Annotated in this window: 10 protein-coding genes; 5 read left to right on the top strand and 5 right to left on the bottom strand. The window is 63.4% G+C overall.

Annotation, left to right across the window (positions count from 1 at the left end; genetic code table 11):
* Together aceF and aceE are read right to left on the bottom strand one after the other, a co-directional pair.
* Positions 1-1,668, bottom strand: coding sequence for a dihydrolipoyllysine-residue acetyltransferase (gene aceF, locus SB764_RS28080; protein ID WP_065060278.1), 1,668 nt, complete (start codon positions 1,666-1,668; stop codon positions 1-3).
* A 78-nt stretch (positions 1,669-1,746) separates the two neighbouring features.
* Positions 1,747-4,443: a pyruvate dehydrogenase (acetyl-transferring), homodimeric type gene (gene aceE / locus SB764_RS28075; RefSeq protein ID WP_410865763.1), complete on the bottom strand. Its 2,697-nt coding sequence runs from the start codon at positions 4,441-4,443 to the stop codon at positions 1,747-1,749.
* A gap of 295 nt (positions 4,444-4,738) precedes the next feature.
* On the opposite strand from aceE, the gene fixL reads away from it, so the two are divergent.
* The 4 genes from fixL to SB764_RS28055 all read left to right on the top strand — a co-directional run bounded on the left by fixL (position 4,739) and on the right by SB764_RS28055 (position 11,469).
* A complete protein-coding gene (gene fixL, locus SB764_RS28070) occupies positions 4,739-7,267 on the top strand; it encodes an oxygen sensor histidine kinase FixL (protein ID WP_065060280.1) in 2,529 nt (842 codons plus the stop codon).
* A complete protein-coding gene (gene fixJ / locus SB764_RS28065) occupies positions 7,264-7,914 on the top strand; it encodes an oxygen response regulator transcription factor FixJ (protein WP_065060281.1) in 651 nt (216 codons plus the stop codon). The genes fixL and fixJ overlap by 4 nt, the downstream gene beginning before the upstream one ends.
* A 290-nt stretch (positions 7,915-8,204) precedes the next feature.
* On the top strand, positions 8,205-9,059 hold the full coding sequence (gene folD / locus SB764_RS28060; RefSeq protein ID WP_321902265.1) for a bifunctional methylenetetrahydrofolate dehydrogenase/methenyltetrahydrofolate cyclohydrolase FolD: 855 nt from the start codon (positions 8,205-8,207) through the stop codon (positions 9,057-9,059).
* A gap of 313 nt (positions 9,060-9,372) precedes the next feature.
* On the top strand, positions 9,373-11,469 hold the full coding sequence (locus SB764_RS28055) for a M3 family metallopeptidase (RefSeq protein WP_065060283.1): 2,097 nt from the start codon (positions 9,373-9,375) through the stop codon (positions 11,467-11,469).
* A 111-nt stretch (positions 11,470-11,580) separates the two neighbouring features.
* Here the strand turns inward: SB764_RS28055 and SB764_RS28050 are convergent, their stop codons facing one another.
* Entirely contained in the window at positions 11,581-12,879 is a 1,299-nt protein-coding gene (locus SB764_RS28050) for an amidohydrolase family protein (protein WP_410865760.1), read from the bottom strand.
* Positions 12,880-13,162: 283 nt separating this feature from the next.
* Between SB764_RS28050 and SB764_RS28045 the strand changes: the two genes are divergently transcribed.
* Positions 13,163-13,861, top strand: coding sequence for an aspartate/glutamate racemase family protein (locus tag SB764_RS28045; RefSeq protein ID WP_176079393.1), 699 nt, complete (start codon positions 13,163-13,165; stop codon positions 13,859-13,861).
* Between the two features lie 77 nt (positions 13,862-13,938).
* Here the strand turns inward: SB764_RS28045 and SB764_RS28040 are convergent, their stop codons facing one another.
* Both SB764_RS28040 and SB764_RS28035 read right to left on the bottom strand, forming a co-directional pair.
* A complete protein-coding gene (locus tag SB764_RS28040) occupies positions 13,939-14,340 on the bottom strand; it encodes an OmpA family protein (RefSeq protein WP_156773750.1) in 402 nt (133 codons plus the stop codon).
* Between the two features lie 19 nt (positions 14,341-14,359).
* Positions 14,360-15,055 carry a M35 family metallo-endopeptidase gene (locus SB764_RS28035; protein WP_082991930.1) on the bottom strand — a complete coding sequence of 232 codons (696 nt, stop codon included), beginning with the start codon at positions 15,053-15,055 and terminating at the stop codon, positions 14,360-14,362.
* Position 15,056: the final 1 nt, after the last annotated feature.

The following is a 15,056-nucleotide window of genomic DNA, read 5'->3' as shown; positions in this document are numbered from 1 at the left end:
TTACAGGATCACGCGGCGGAAATCGCCGAGGATCTGGCCGAGGTACGCGTTGAAGCGCGCGGCAGCCGCGCCGTCGATCACGCGGTGGTCGTACGAGAGCGAGAGCGGCAGCGTGAGACGCGGCACGAACTGCTTGCCGTCCCACACGGGCTTCATCGCGCTCTTCGACAGGCCGAGGATCGCCACTTCCGGCGCATTGATGATCGGCGTGAAATGCGTGCCGCCGATGCCGCCGAGCGACGAGATCGAGAAGCAGCCGCCTTGCATCTGGTCCGGCTTGAGCTTGCCTTCACGCGCGAGCTTCGACAGCTCGGTCATTTCCTTCGCGATGTCGACGAGACCCTTCTTGTCGGCGTCGCGAATCACCGGAACGACGAGACCGTTCGGCGTATCGGCGGCGAAACCGATATGGAAGTACTGCTTGAACACGAGGTTGTCGCCGTCGAGGCTCGCGTTGAACGCCGGGAACTTCTTGAGCGCCGCAACCACTGCCTTGATGACGAACGCCAGCATCGTGAACTTCACGCCGGCCTTCTCGTTTTCCTTGTTCAGTTGCACGCGCAGCGCTTCGAGATCGGTGATGTCCGCTTCGTCGTTGTTCGTGACGTGCGGGATCATGACCCAGTTGCGGTGCAGGTTCGCGCCCGAGATCTTCTTGATGCGCGACAGCGGCTGCGTGTCGATCGGGCCGAACTTCGTGAAGTCGACCTTCGGCCACGGCAGCAGGTTCAGGCCCGCGCCGTTTGCCGGAGCCGCAGCGGCAGCCGGAGCCGCCGTCTGGCCGCTCATGACGCCCTTCACGAATGCCGTGATGTCGGCTTGCGTGATACGGCCCTTCGGACCCGAGCCCGCAACGCGCGCCACGTCGACGCCCAGTTCGCGCGCGAACTTGCGCACCGAAGGCGAAGCATGGCTCGGACGGCGCGAACCGCCTTCGCCGGCCGGGATGATCGGGGCTTGCGCGAGTGCCGACGGCGCAGCGGGCGCGGCCTTGGCGGGCGCAGCCTGCGGTGCGTCGGACGGCTGTTCGGCGGGCGCCTTCGCAGCCGGCGCGGGCGCAGCGGCTGCCGCACCTTCCGCTTCCACGACGATGATTTCCGCGCCTTCCGACACGTTGTCACCGACCTTGACCTTGATTTCCTTGACGATACCCGCGACCGGGCTCGGCACATCCATCGTGGCCTTGTCCGATTCGAGCGTGACGAGCGACTGCTCCTTCTCGACGCGGTCGCCGACCTTCACGCCGATCTCGATGACCGGAACGTCCTTGTAGTCGCCGATATCGGGGACCTTGACGGTCTGCACGCCGCCGCTCGCGGCGGGCGCGGCAGCAGCGGCTGCCGGCGCGGGCGCTGCGGCTTGCGCGGCGGCCGGTGCAGCCTTCTCTTCCTTCGCGGCCGGTGCGGCAGCGGGAGCCGCGGCGGCGCCGGCGGCTTCCAGCACGAGGACGAGCACGCCTTCCGAGACGTTGTCGCCGACCTTGACCTTCACTTCCTTCACCGTGCCCGATGCCGGGCTCGGCACGTCCATCGTCGCCTTGTCCGACTCCAGCGTGATGAGCGACTGCTCTTTCTCGACGGTATCACCCGCCTTCACCAGCACCTCGATCACAGGAATGTCCTTGTAATCGCCGATGTCCGGCACCTTGACTTCGATCGCTTGACTCATTGTTAGTGTCTCCGGGGCCGCATAAAACGCGCCTCCCCGCTTCGGGGAGGCGCGCATGCCATGCACAGGGGTGATGCGTTAGACGGTCATCGGGTTGGGTTTCGACGGATCGAGGTTGTACTTGGCGATGGCTTCGCCGACAACCTTGCGTTCGATCTTGCCTTCGTCCGCGAGCGCGTTGAGCGCTGCAACCGTCGTCCAGTAACGATCGACTTCGAAGAAGTGACGCAGCTTTTCACGCGTGTCCGAACGGCCGAAACCGTCGGTGCCGAGCACCACGAACTTGCGCGCCACGAGGCCACGGATCTGGTCGACCAGCGCGCGCACGTAGTCGGTCGAAGCGATGACCGGACCTTCCGTGCCCTTGAGCAGCTTCTCGACGTGCGATTCGCGGCGCGGCTCGCTCGGGTGCAGCAGGTTCCAGCGCTCGACTTCGTGGCCTTCGCGGGCCAGTTCGGTAAAGCTCGGCACGCTCCAGAGGTCGGCTTCGACGCCCCAGTCGTTCTTCAGCAGGTCGGCGGCGGCGATCACTTCGTTGAAGATCGTGCCTGCGCCCAGCAGCTGAACGCGCGGGCCCTTGGCCTTGGCGTCCGCCTTGCGGAACGCATACATGCCCTTGATGATGTCGGCGGCTACGGCCTCGCCCTGCGGAATCGCCGGGTGCTCGTAGTTCTCGTTCATCACGGTGATGTAATAGAACACGTCTTCCTGGTCCTGCACCATGCGGCGCAGACCGTCTTGCATGATGACCGCGAGTTCATAGCCGAAGGTCGGGTCGTAGCTCACGCAGTTCGGCACCGATGCCGCCCACAGGAGCGAGTGACCGTCTTCGTGCTGCAGACCTTCGCCGTTCAGCGTCGTGCGGCCTGCGGTGCCGCCCAGCAGGAAGCCGCGCGAACGCATGTCGCCGGCGGCCCACACCAGGTCGCCGATACGCTGCATGCCGAACATCGAATAGAAGATGTAGAACGGGATCATCGTCTCGCCGTGCGTCGAGTACGACGTCGCGGCCGCGATCCAGTCCGACATGCCGCCGGCTTCGTTGATGCCTTCCTGCAGAATCTGACCGCTTTCCGATTCCTTGTAGAACATCAGCTGGTCCGAATCTTCCGGCACGTACTTCTGGCCTTGCTGATTCCAGATGCCGATCTGGCGGAACAGACCTTCCATGCCGAAGGTACGCGATTCGTCCGGCACGATCGGCACGACGCGCTTGCCGAGCTGCTTGTCCTTCAACAGGATGTTGAGGATACGCACGAACGCCATCGTCGTGGAGATCTCGCGGCCTTCGCCCGTGCCCTTGAGCAGCGGCTCGAATGCGTCGAGCGCCGGCACCGGCAGCGAGGCGGCCTTCTGGCGGCGCGCCGGCAGGTAACCGCCGAGGTCCATGCGCTTCTGGCGCATGTATTCGAGTTCCTTCGAGCCTTCTTCGAACGTCAGATACGGCACGTCGACGATCTGCTCGTCGGTGATCGGCAGACGGAACTGGTCGCGGAACTTCTTGAGCTGATCCACCTGCATCTTCTTCTGCTGGTGGGTGATGTTCATCGCCTGACCGGCTTCGCCCATGCCGTAGCCCTTGATCGTCTTCGCGAGGATGACGGTCGGCTGGCCCTTCGAATTCGAAGCTTCATGGAACGCCGCGTAGATCTTGTGCGGGTCGTGGCCGCCGCGGTTCAGGTTCCAGATGTCGTCGTCGGACCAGTCGGCGACCAGCGCCTTCAGTTCCGGCGTGTTGAAGAAGTGCTCGCGAACATACGCGCCCGACTCCGACTTGTACGTCTGGTACTCGCCGTCGACGACTTCCATCATGCGGCGCATCAGCGCGCCCGACTTGTCGCGCGCGAACAGCGCGTCCCAGCGCGAACCCCAGATGACCTTGATGACGTTCCAGCCGGCGCCGCGGAACTCGCTTTCGAGTTCCTGGATGATCTTGCCGTTGCCGCGCACCGGGCCGTCGAGACGCTGCAGGTTGCAGTTGATGACGAACACGAGGTTGTCCAGACGCTCGCGGCCGGCCATGCCGATCGCGCCGAGGGATTCCGGCTCGTCCGTTTCACCGTCGCCGAGGAAAGCCCAGACCTTGCGGCCTTCGGTCTTCACGATGCCGCGCGCCTGCATGTACTTCATGAAGCGGGCCTGATAGATCGCCATGATCGGGCCGAGGCCCATCGAGACGGTCGGGAACTGCCAGAAGTCCGGCATCAGCCACGGGTGCGGATACGACGAGATGCCCTCGCCGCCCACTTCCTGGCGGAAGTTGTCGAGTTGCTTTTCGCTCAGACGGCCGAGCAGGAACGCGCGCGAGTAGACGCCCGGCGACGAGTGGCCCTGCACGAAAATCAGATCGCCGCCGTGGTTGTCCGACGGTGCGTGCCAGAAGTGGTTGTAGCCGACGTCATAGAGCGTGGCAGCCGACGCGAACGAGGCAATGTGACCGCCCACGTTCGTGTGCTTGCCCGCGCGCAGCACCATGGCCATGGCGTTCCAGCGCGTGTACGAGCGGATACGGTGTTCGATGTCCTGGTCACCGGGGTTCTTCGCCTGGTTGGCGACCGGGATGGTGTTGATGTACGGCGTGTTCGCCGAGAAAGGCAGATGCTCGCCGTGCACACGGGCGAATTCGATCTGCTTTTCGATCAGGTAATGGGCGCGGTCGGGACCGATGGTCGAAATGACGCCATCGAGCGCCTCGAGCCATTCTGCGGTTTCCTGGGGATCCTCGTCCTTGTCGGCGGCAACGTACTTCAGGACTTCGTCGGGTACAGCGGACATGCTCGTCTCCTGGATGTAGGGGAACGCTGTTGATCGGACCATGCGGGCGACGACGCCCAGACGTAACCGGGCCGACCGCAGCAGCTTTGCGGGCGATTGTAATGACGCCCCCCGAACTCGCGCAAGGAAATTTTCGAATCGCGAGATGACATTTCATAATGCAAAAAAATGCTGCGGCGCACGCTGAATCGTTCGGGCCCTTGCGCCGATATCAACCAGTTTGGGCCGGTTTATCTGCGATTTAATGCTTTTTTCACGGCATTTTGGACTCTTACGCTGAGCTACAATCCTTGCCATGTTGACCGAACGGCTTTTCGCACGCTCGGCGCGGCCGCCCGGTTCGCCCGGCGAGTCGTCGCCGTCTCGCTGGCACCACGGACCCTGGTGGTCGAACTCCTATTTGTTGACGCCGCTCCTGTCGATCCTCGTATTTCTGATCGTCATGAGCCTGATCCTCTGGAGCCTCAACCGCCGCGAGCAGCAGCAGCAGGAAGACACGCTCTATCGCAACGTGGCCTGGGCCCAGCAACAGATCCGCCTCTCCATGACGGGCGCGCAAGAGCAATTGCAGGCGCTGGCGCGCGATCTGGTCGCGGGCCATAACGACCCGCAGTCGTTCCAGGTGTCCACCACGGACATCATGCAGGGCCATCCCGAAATCCTTTACCTGAACTGGTACACCAGCCAGCAGGAGCCGCGCTGGCCCAATACCGCGCTGCCGGTCTTCGGACAGCGCCTCGCCAAGCCCAACGACTCGCAGATGGACGATGCCGTGAAGGCCGCGTTCGCCGAGGCGCGCTCCACGCGCCGCCAGGTCTATTCGCCGCTCATTTACGACGACGTCGGCAACGGCTACATCACGCTCCAGACGCCGGTATACCGCGATCGCGAATTTCTTGGCTCCATCGCGGCCGTGTTCTCGGTCGAAGGCATCCTGAAGCACGACATCCCGCCGGAGCTGTCGGCCAAGTACAAGATTTCGATCCTCGACGCGAACAACCGCGAACTCGCCACTACCTCGACGCGCCCGCGCCTGCCGCGCGACGTCTATTACGATCTGCCGCTCGATCCGCCGGGCCAGGGCGTCTCGGTGCGCGTCTATTCGTATCCGCAGATGACCAACTTCACGAACAACACGCTCGTGTGGCTGGTCGCGGGGCTCTCCTGCTTCGTGCTGTGGAGCCTCTGGAGCCTGTGGAAGCACACGCGCCAGCGCTTCGAGGCGCAGCAGGCGCTCTATGCGGAAGCGTTCTTCCGCCGCGCGATGGAAAATTCCGTGCTGATCGGCATGCGCGTGCTCGACATGCATGGCCGCATCACGCACGTCAATCCGGCGTTTTGCCGCATGACCGGCTGGGACGAAAGCGATCTGGTCGGCAAGACCGCGCCGTTCCCCTACTGGCCGCGCGACAGCTATCCGGAAATGCAGCGCCAGCTCGACATGACGCTGCGCGGCAAAGCGCCCTCCTCGGGCTTCGAGCTGCGCGTGCGCCGCAAGGACAGTTCGCAGTTCCACGCGCGCCTCTACGTCTCGCCGCTGATCGACAGCTCGGGCCGCCAGACCGGCTGGATGTCGTCGATGACCGACATCACCGAACCGAAACGCGCGCGCGAAGAACTCGCCGCCGCCCACGAGCGCTTCACGACCGTGCTCGAAAGCCTCGACGCGGCCGTCTCCGTGCTGGCCGCCGACGAAGCCGAACTGCTGTTCGCCAACCGCTACTACCGCCATCTGTTCGGCATCCGCCCGGACGGCCATCTGGAACTCGCGGGCGGCGGCGGTTTCGATTCGTCGAGCGCCTCGTCGGACTCCATCGACATGGTCGACGCCTTCGCCGGCCTGCCCGCCACGGCGCTCACCGAGAGCACCGCCGACGCGCAGGAGATCTACGTCGAGAGCATCCAGAAGTGGTTCGAAGTGCGCCGCCAGTATATTCAGTGGGTCGACGGCCACCTCGCCCAGATGCAGATCGCAACCGACATCACCACGCGCAAGCAGGCGCAGGAACTGGCCCGCCAGCAGGACGAAAAGCTGCAGTTCACGAGCCGCCTGATGACGATGGGCGAAATGGCCTCGTCGCTCGCGCACGAGTTGAACCAGCCGCTCGCCGCGATCAACAACTACGCCTCGGGCACCGTCGCGCTGGTGAAGTCGGGCCGCGGCGCGCCCGAGAATCTGCTGCCCGCGCTCGAAAAAACCGCCCAGCAGGCCGTGCGCGCGGGCATGATCATCAAGCGCATCCGTGAATTCGTGAAGCGCTCCGAACCCAAGCGCCAGGCCGCGCGTGTCGCCGACATCGTCGCCGACGCCGTGGGGCTCGCCGAGATCGAAGCGCGCAAGCGCCGCATCCGCATCGTGACCGACATGCGCTCGCGCATGCCCGTGATCTACGTCGATCCGGTGCTGATCGAGCAGGTGCTCGTCAACCTCTTGAAGAACGCCGCCGAAGCGATGGCCGACGCGCGTCCGAATTCGCCCGACGCGGCGATCGACCCGGTGATCCGCGTGATCGTGAAGCGCGAAGGCGGCCACGTCTGCATCAGCGTGATCGACCAGGGGCCGGGCGTGGACGAAGCCACCGCCGAGCGCCTGTTCGAACCGTTCTACAGCACCAAGTCCGACGGCATGGGCATGGGGCTGAATATTTGCCGCTCGATCATCGAATCGCATCGCGGGCGTCTCTGGGTGGTCAACAACGTCGAAGCAGACGGCCACATCAGCGGCGCCACGTTCCATTGCAGTCTGCCCATCGGCGAGTCCGACCAGCCCTCGCGGGACGGTCGTGACGAACCGACTCCACAAACCGTTACGGGAGAGCCATGAACAGCCCAGTCACCACCCAGGAAACCGTCTTTGTCGTCGACGACGACGAGGCCGTCCGAGACTCCCTGCGCTGGCTGCTCGAAGCGAACGGCTACCGCGTTCAGTGCTTCACGAGCGCGGAAGAATTCCTCGAGGCGTACCAGCCCGCGCAGCAAGCCGGTCAGATCGCCTGTCTGATTCTGGACGTGCGCATGCAGGGCATGAGCGGGCTCGAACTCCAGGAGCGCCTGATCGCCGACAACGCGTCGCTGCCGATCATCTTCGTCACGGGCCACGGCGACGTGCCGATGGCCGTCTCCACGATGAAGAAGGGCGCGATGGACTTCATCGAGAAGCCGTTCGATGAAGCCGAACTGCGCAAGCTGGTCGAGCGCATGCTCGACAAGGCGCGCAGCGAAAGCACCAACGTGCAGCAGCAGCGCGCGGCGGCCGAACGTCTGGGCAAGCTCACGGCGCGCGAGCATCAGGTGCTCGAGCGCATCATCGCGGGCCGCCTGAACAAGCAGATCGCCGACGACCTCGGCATCAGCATCAAGACCGTCGAAGCGCACCGCGCGAACATCATGGAAAAGCTCAACGTGAACACGGTCGCCGACCTGCTCCGTCTGGCGCTGTCCAACAAGCCGCAACAGGCGCAGCAGCAGTAATCGCTGCGTCATTCGTGAAGCCGCTGCGGCAACCGCCGCACGGCTTCACCGTCATTCTCCGCAGTTTTCCTTCCAGAACCGGCCGCCGATCCGTCCGGCCGCGACAGGTCACGCCCGTCGCACGGGTATAATGTCGGCCTCCACAGCGGCGCCCGCTTTCGCGCGATTGTTCATCCGCGCGCGGCGACGCAGAATTCGCTTAGGATTCGCTTCGTTCGCGCCCCGCCGCTTGCCCCGGCGACTCGCGCTCCGCGCTTTTGTCATCTGCCTCACTCGACTCTCGACCGACCATGACTGCCACCCTCATCGACGGCCTCGCCCTCTCCAAGAAACTGCGCGCCGACGTCGCCACGCGCGCTGCCGCTCTCGCCGCACGCGGCCATCAGCCGGGCCTCGCGGTCGTGCTGGTTGGCGATAATCCGGCGAGCGAGGTCTACGTGCGCAACAAGATCAAGGCGTGCGAGGACAACGGCCTCCATTCGTCGTACGACCGCTATCCGGAAACGCTCTCGGAAGCCGATCTGCTCAAGCGCATCGACGAACTGAACAACGATCCGAAGATCCACGGCATCCTCGTGCAACTGCCGCTGCCCAAGCATATCGACAGCCACAAGGTGATCGAGGCAATTGCCCCCGAGAAAGACGTCGACGGCTTCCACGTCGCCAACGCTGGCGCGCTCATGACCGGCCAGCCGCTGTTCCGCCCCTGCACGCCTTACGGCGTGATGAAGATGTTCGAGGAATACAAGATTCCGCTCGAAGGCGCGAACGCCGTGGTGATCGGCCGCTCGAACATCGTCGGCAAGCCGATGGCGCTGCTGCTGCTCGAAAAGGGCGCGACGGTCACGATCTGCCACAGCAAGACGCGCGACCTCGCGAAGCACACGCTCGACGCGGACATCGTCGTGGCCGCCGTCGGCAAGCGCAACGTGCTGACCGCCGACATGATCAAGCCGGGCGCGACCGTGATCGACGTGGGCATGAACCGCGACGACAACGGCAAGCTGTGCGGCGACGTCGACTTCGCGGGCCTCAAGGACAAGGCCGGCTTCATCACACCGGTGCCGGGCGGCGTCGGTCCGATGACCATCACCATGCTGCTCGTCAACACGATCGAAGCCGCGGAGCGCGCAGCCGGCGTGTAGGATCTCTGTTGGCCCGCTGTTTGCCGCCCGTTGCACCAAGCCTCGCATTGCGCGGCGCAACATGGCGCCGCCTGCGTCGATATTAAAAAAGCCCCGGAAATCCGGGGCTTTTTTACGCCTGATGCCCGTGCGCGCGCCGTTTCGCGCGTCGGGATTTCGCCGCCGCGAGCCGACTTCTGCTAATTTGCTCGCATGACCCGGTTGGAAAGCGCGCACTGCGCCCCAATAACCGATCTAACGAACCCACAGCCGGGGCGCGCGACCACGCGGCGCCCCGAATCGATTAACCGCGACAGAAGGAACAGGACGCACCATGGCAACGACTTCCTCCGATAATCCGCTGCTCGACTTCTCCGGCCTGCCGCGCTTCGGCGAAATCCGCCCCGAACACGTGACGCCCGCGCTCGACGTGCTGCTCGCGAACGCCAACGCCGCCGTCGAACGCGCCGCGCAACCAATGACGCCCGCGCAATGGAGCGACGTGGTCGAGCCCGTCGAGCGCGTCACCGAACCGCTCTCGCGCGCCTGGGGCGTGATCGGCCACCTGAACGCCGTCGCCGATACGCCCGAGCTGCGCGCCGTCTACGGCGAGAATCTGCCGCGCGTGACCGAGTTCTGGTCGAGCGTCGGCCAGAATCTCGCGCTGTACGAGAAGTACAAGGCCATCACGAATCACAACTCGTTTCAGTTGCTCACGAGCGAGCGCAAGAAGATTCTCGACAACGCGCTGCGCGACTTCCGCCTCTCGGGCGCGGAGTTGCCCGAAGAGCAGAAGCCGCGTTTCGCCGAATTGCAGGAGCGCCAGGCCGCGCTCTCTAAGGCGTTCTCGGACCACGTGCTCGACGCGACCAACGCCTACGCGTTCTACGCAAAGGACGAAAAGGAACTCGCCGGTCTGCCCGAAGACGTGATCGCCGCCGCGCGCGAAGCCGCCGAGCGCGATAACCAGGAAGGCTGGAAGTTCACGCTGCACTTCCCCTCGTATTTCCCGGTGCTCCAGTATTCGGAAAACCGCGCAATGCGCGAAACGATGTACCGCGCCTACGTCACGCGCGCATCGGAACTTGGTCCGGTCTATGGCGGCGGCAAGCCTGAATGGGACAACACCGCGATCGTCGACGAACAGCTCAAGCTGCGCGCCGAAGAAGCGAAGATGCTCGGCTACAACAACTTCGCCGAAGTCTCGCTCACGCCGAAGATGGCCGAATCGCCCGCGCAGGTCATGAGCTTTCTCGAAGACCTCGCCACGCGCGCGCGTCCGCACGCCGAGAAAGACTGGGAAGAACTGCGCGAATTCGCCGCCAGCGAATTCGGCCTCACGCAACTCGAACCGTGGGACATGGCGTTCGCGGCCGAGCGTCTGCGCCAGAAGCGCTATTCGTTCTCCGAAAACGAGGTGAAGCAGTACTTCCCCGAAGACTTCGTGCTCAAGGGCCTCTTCAAGGTCACGGAAACGCTGTTCGGCGTGCGTATCCGCGACGACAGCGCGCCGGTCTGGAACAACGACGTGCGCTTCTTCCGCGTCGAGAACACCGACGGCTCACTGGTCGCGCAGTTCTATCTCGACCTCTACGCACGCGAAGGCAAGCGCGGCGGCGCATGGATGGACGACGCGCGCTCGCGCCGCAAGCTCGAAGCCAATGGCGTGCAGACGCCGGTCGCGTACCTCACCTGCAACTTCTCGGCGCCGGTGGGCGGCCGTCCGGCCTGCTTCACGCACGACGAAGTCATCACGCTGTTCCACGAGTTCGGCCACGGCCTGCATCACATGCTCACGCGCGTCGATGAACTCTCGGTCTCCGGCATCAACGGCGTGGAATGGGACGCGGTCGAACTGCCGTCGCAGTTCATGGAAAACTTCTGCTGGGAATGGGACGTCCTCACGGAGATGACCTCGCACGTCGATACGGCCAAGCCGCTGCCGCGCGAACTCTTCGACAAGATGCTCGCCGCCAAGAACTTCCAGAGCGGTCTGGGCACGCTGCGCCAGATCGTGTTCTCGATGTTCGACATGGCGCTGCACGTGGACTTCGACGCCTCGAAGGGCAAGACCGTGAACGAACTCGCGCGCGAAATCAACGAGCGTTATCACGTGATTCCGCAGGCGCCGTTCTCGCGCTGGCCGAATACGTTCAGCCACATCTTCGCGGGCGGCTACGCAGCGGGCTACTACAGCTACAAGTGGGCCGAAGTGCTGTCCGCCGACGCCTACGCGGCGTTCGAGGAAGCCGCGCAAGCCACGAAGTCGAGCGTGCTCGACGCGGCCACCGGCACGCGCTATCGCAAGGAGATTCTGGAAGTGGGCGGCAGCCGGCCGGCGATGGAATCGTTCAAGGCGTTCCGCGGCCGCGAGCCGAGCATCGACGCGCTGCTGCGCCACAACGGCATGGAGCAGCCGCCGGCGCATTGAGCTTCGCGGCGTTCACAGCGGTTCACGACCGCTACGCCGAAAAGCAAAACCGCGCACTTCGGTGCGCGGTTTTTTTATGGCCGCTCGATACCGCTGCTAGCGCTTCGTCATTCAGCGATGCAGCTTGAAATCGACGCTGTCAGGCCGTCCGTCGAGCGTGAGCGACGCGCGCTGCGCCGGTTGGCGGCTCACCACCCTGCCCCGGCTCACGACCGCGAGTCGCGCGGCGCGCAAACGAATTGCCTCGATCGGATCGCGGGCATCGAGCACGACGAGATTCGCGGCACAGCCCGGCGCGATGCCGTAGCCTTCGAGCCCGAGAATCTGTGCGGGATTGACCGTGACCGCATCGAAGCACGCGCGCGTGGCGTCGACGCCCGTCATCTGCGCGACGTGCAAGCCCATGTGCGCGACTTCGAGCATGTCGCCCGAGCCGAAGCTGTACCACGGGTCCATCACGCAATCGTGGCCGAACGCGATCGTCACGCCCGCCGCCATCAACTCGGGCACGCGCGTCATGCCGCGCCGCTTCGGATAGGTGTCGGCGCGCCCCTGCAACGTGATGTTGATGAGCGGATTCGCGATCGCCGCCACGCCCGACTCGCGAATCAGCGGAATCAGCTTGCTCACGTAGTAGTTGTCCATCGAATGCATCGACGTCAGATGCGAACCAGTCACGCGCCCATGCAATCCGAGGCGGTGCGTCTGCGCCGCCAGCGTTTCGATGTGACGCGAGAGCGGATCGTCGGACTCATCGCAATGCATGTCCACGCGCAGGCCTTTTTCCGCGGCGAATTCGCAGAGCAGGCGCACGGATTCCGCGCCGTCCGCCATCGTGCGCTCGAAGTGCGGAATGCCGCCGACCACGTCGACGCCCATCGCAATCGCACGCTTGAGATTGTCGAACGCGCCCGGACTGCGCAGCACGCCGTCTTGCGGAAAGGCCACGAGTTGCAGATCGAGATAAGGCGCGACGCGACGCTTCACTTCGAGCAGCGCCTCGACCGCGAGCAGTCGTTCGTCACAGACATCGACATGCGAGCGGATCGCGAGCAACCCGCGCGCGACGGCCCAATCGCAGTACTGCAACGCGCGTTCGACCAGCGCTTCCTGAGTGAGATGCGGTTTGAGTTCACCCCACAGCGCAATGCCTTCGAGCAGCGTGCCCGATGCGTTCACGCGCGGCAGCCCGTACGACAACGTGGCGTCCATGTGGAAATGCGCGTCGACGAATGGCGCGCTCACGAGCATGCCGCCCGCGTCGATCACCTCGCGCGCCTGGGCGTCCGCCTCGGTGTCGATATGCGGCTCGACGGCCACGATGCGCCCCGACTCGATACCGATATCGACAGTGGCATGGCCGGCGGGATGGCCATGCGCAAGCACGGCGCGGCGAACGATCAGGTCCATGGCGAAGCTCCTGGGTGGCGTCTTGTTGTGGGCCCGATGCGGCCAGCGCATCGCGGCATGTGATCCGATTCTATCGGCGACAGAAATGAGGTGCCAGTTCGGAAGCCACAGCGCAGCACCCATACACCCGCGCCCGACTGTACTGAAGTGATCGAATTTCGCGATAACTGTCCGCGCGCTGTGCCCAATCCGTATCGTGACACTTGCGCCGCACCGTACCTGTACAGCGCAGGACACACGCCTATACTCGTTCGATCCTTACCTCTTTCGGCATTGGCAGATGATGAAAACGATCGGCGTAATTGGCGGCATGAGCTGGGAATCGTCGGCGGAGTATTACCGCCTGCTCAACACGTATACGAAGGCACGGCTGGGCGGGCACCACAACGCGCGCAGCCTGATGGCGACCGTCGATTTCGCCGATATCGAAGTGCTCCAGCGCGCGGGCGACTGGGACGCGCTCGGCGTGCAGATGGCGCAGGCGGCGACGCAACTCGAACGCGGCGGCGCAGGGATCGTGCTGCTCGCGACCAACACGATGCATCGCGTGTGCGCGTCGATCGAAGCGGCGATCGCGATTCCCTTCCTGCATATCGCGGACCCGACCGGCGCGGCGCTACGCGCGGCGGGCGTCACACGCGTCGGCCTGCTGGGCACGCGCTACACGATGGAGCAGGACTTCTACGTGGGGCGGCTGCGCGACGTTCACGGCATCGAGGCGATCGTGCCCGACGACGCAGCGCGCGCCGACGTGCATCGCATCATCTATGACGAGCTGTGCCACGGGAACGTGAAGACAGAATCGCGGCAGGTTTATCAGCGCACGATCGAAGCGCTGGCACAGGCCGGGGCGCAAGCGGTGATACTCGGCTGCACCGAGATCACGCTGCTGATACGTGCTGAAGATTCCGCGCTGCCCGTGTTCGACACGACGGCGCTGCATGCGCAGGCCGCGGTGGATTGGGCGTTGAGCGACGCGTAAGAGGAAGGCAAAGGTAGCGCCGCGCTGATGCGGCGCTACAAAGGATAAAGCCCGCACGATTTGGCGTGCGAAAAACGTTACTTCTCCAGACATTCCGGAATAAGCGTTAATTCCGCTCTGGTTCCTGATGGCTCAAATTTGTCGTTTGGCAAGGCGGGCCTGTAAAGGTGCGCTGTGACTTCATACTGCGCTGCCTGCACGCCAAGCACGTCCAAGGTTTTCTTGACGACGTTCGCCCGCGCTTCTGCGATATGTTGAGCGTTATGCTCGCGCTTGTCCGCCAAGCCGGTAATAGAAACACCCTTAAGGACGGAGCGCTTACTATGCGTGTCTACGACCCAGTTTGCGAGTGAAAGAATCTCCGCATTACTTATCTCACTCGAATTAAATCCGAAATTTATATCTCTCGTAACGCCTGGAATCGGCGACGATCCCTCACAGGCGAGCGCACAAGGCATCGAAAGCGCGAGTGACAGCAACAGAATGACTCGTCTCAATTTAGTCGCCCTCGACAATATAGCCAGCAACACTATCGGCGTTATTGAGTGCAAGATCAGAATTCGATTGTGCCCAATCACGAAGCGTAAACGCAATCGTATATTGATGATCTTTGCTAGCCATTGTGTCCAGGAAGTGTGTGACTTCGTGAATTACGGTCGATACGCGCGAATCCGCATTGTCCGACCAATGCCGCATGGTGCAAAACAGCGGACTAATGCTAATAGTGTGCGTTGCCGTATCCGGCGCGCATACATGCGCGGCCTCCTGGCCAGACCTCGCAGGATTCGGCATACAACCTGTCGCTCTGTCGCGGTCGCTTCCAGTTCGAACGAAATTTGCCGGACTAAGCCCGCGCAGGACCGCGCTCACACGCGCTATACCGTTTAGCAGAATCGTGCGCGCTGTTTCATCATTTCGCCCAAACCAGCGCTGTACGCGTGCGCGCTCGTTCGGCGTCCACAACTTCAAGGCGCGCACGCGGGCTTCGACTAGTGGAACTGCACGCTGGAGAATGCTATTAATAATTTCTCTGAATTCTTTGTTGGACATGTCCTCGCAGATTCTTTCGGTATTGATTTTTACCGTTACCATCGATCCGGGATTCGTGTTTGTGACCGCAGTAGAATGAACCGTAATCCATTCTTCTTCATTGACTTTGAATCCATATTCATTTTTGCCAGGAAGATCGCCCATT

The sequence above is a fragment of the Paraburkholderia sp. SIMBA_027 genome (assembly GCF_046535315.1).
Lineage (GTDB): Bacteria > Pseudomonadota > Gammaproteobacteria > Burkholderiales > Burkholderiaceae > Paraburkholderia > Paraburkholderia tropica.
Note: the sequence above shows the minus strand (reverse complement) of the source record. Positions and strands in the feature narration are given on the sequence as shown.

Bases quoted from the DNA above. Each gene is read 5' to 3' on its own strand.
- aceF (WP_065060278.1), bottom strand. From the start codon at position 1,668: ATGAGTCAAGCGATCGAAGTCAAGGTGCCGGACATCGGCGATTACAAG.
- aceE (WP_410865763.1), bottom strand. From the start codon at position 4,443: ATGTCCGCTGTACCCGACGAAGTCCTGAAGTACGTTGCCGCCGACAAG.
- fixL (WP_065060280.1), top strand. From the start codon at position 4,739: ATGTTGACCGAACGGCTTTTCGCACGCTCGGCGCGGCCGCCCGGTTCG.
- fixJ (WP_065060281.1), top strand. From the start codon at position 7,264: ATGAACAGCCCAGTCACCACCCAGGAAACCGTCTTTGTCGTCGACGAC.
- folD (WP_321902265.1), top strand. From the start codon at position 8,205: ATGACTGCCACCCTCATCGACGGCCTCGCCCTCTCCAAGAAACTGCGC.
- SB764_RS28055 (WP_065060283.1), top strand. From the start codon at position 9,373: ATGGCAACGACTTCCTCCGATAATCCGCTGCTCGACTTCTCCGGCCTG.
- SB764_RS28050 (WP_410865760.1), bottom strand. From the start codon at position 12,879: ATGGACCTGATCGTTCGCCGCGCCGTGCTTGCGCATGGCCATCCCGCC.
- SB764_RS28045 (WP_176079393.1), top strand. From the start codon at position 13,163: ATGAAAACGATCGGCGTAATTGGCGGCATGAGCTGGGAATCGTCGGCG.
- SB764_RS28035 (WP_082991930.1), bottom strand. From the start codon at position 15,055: ATGGGCGATCTTCCTGGCAAAAATGAATATGGATTCAAAGTCAATGAA.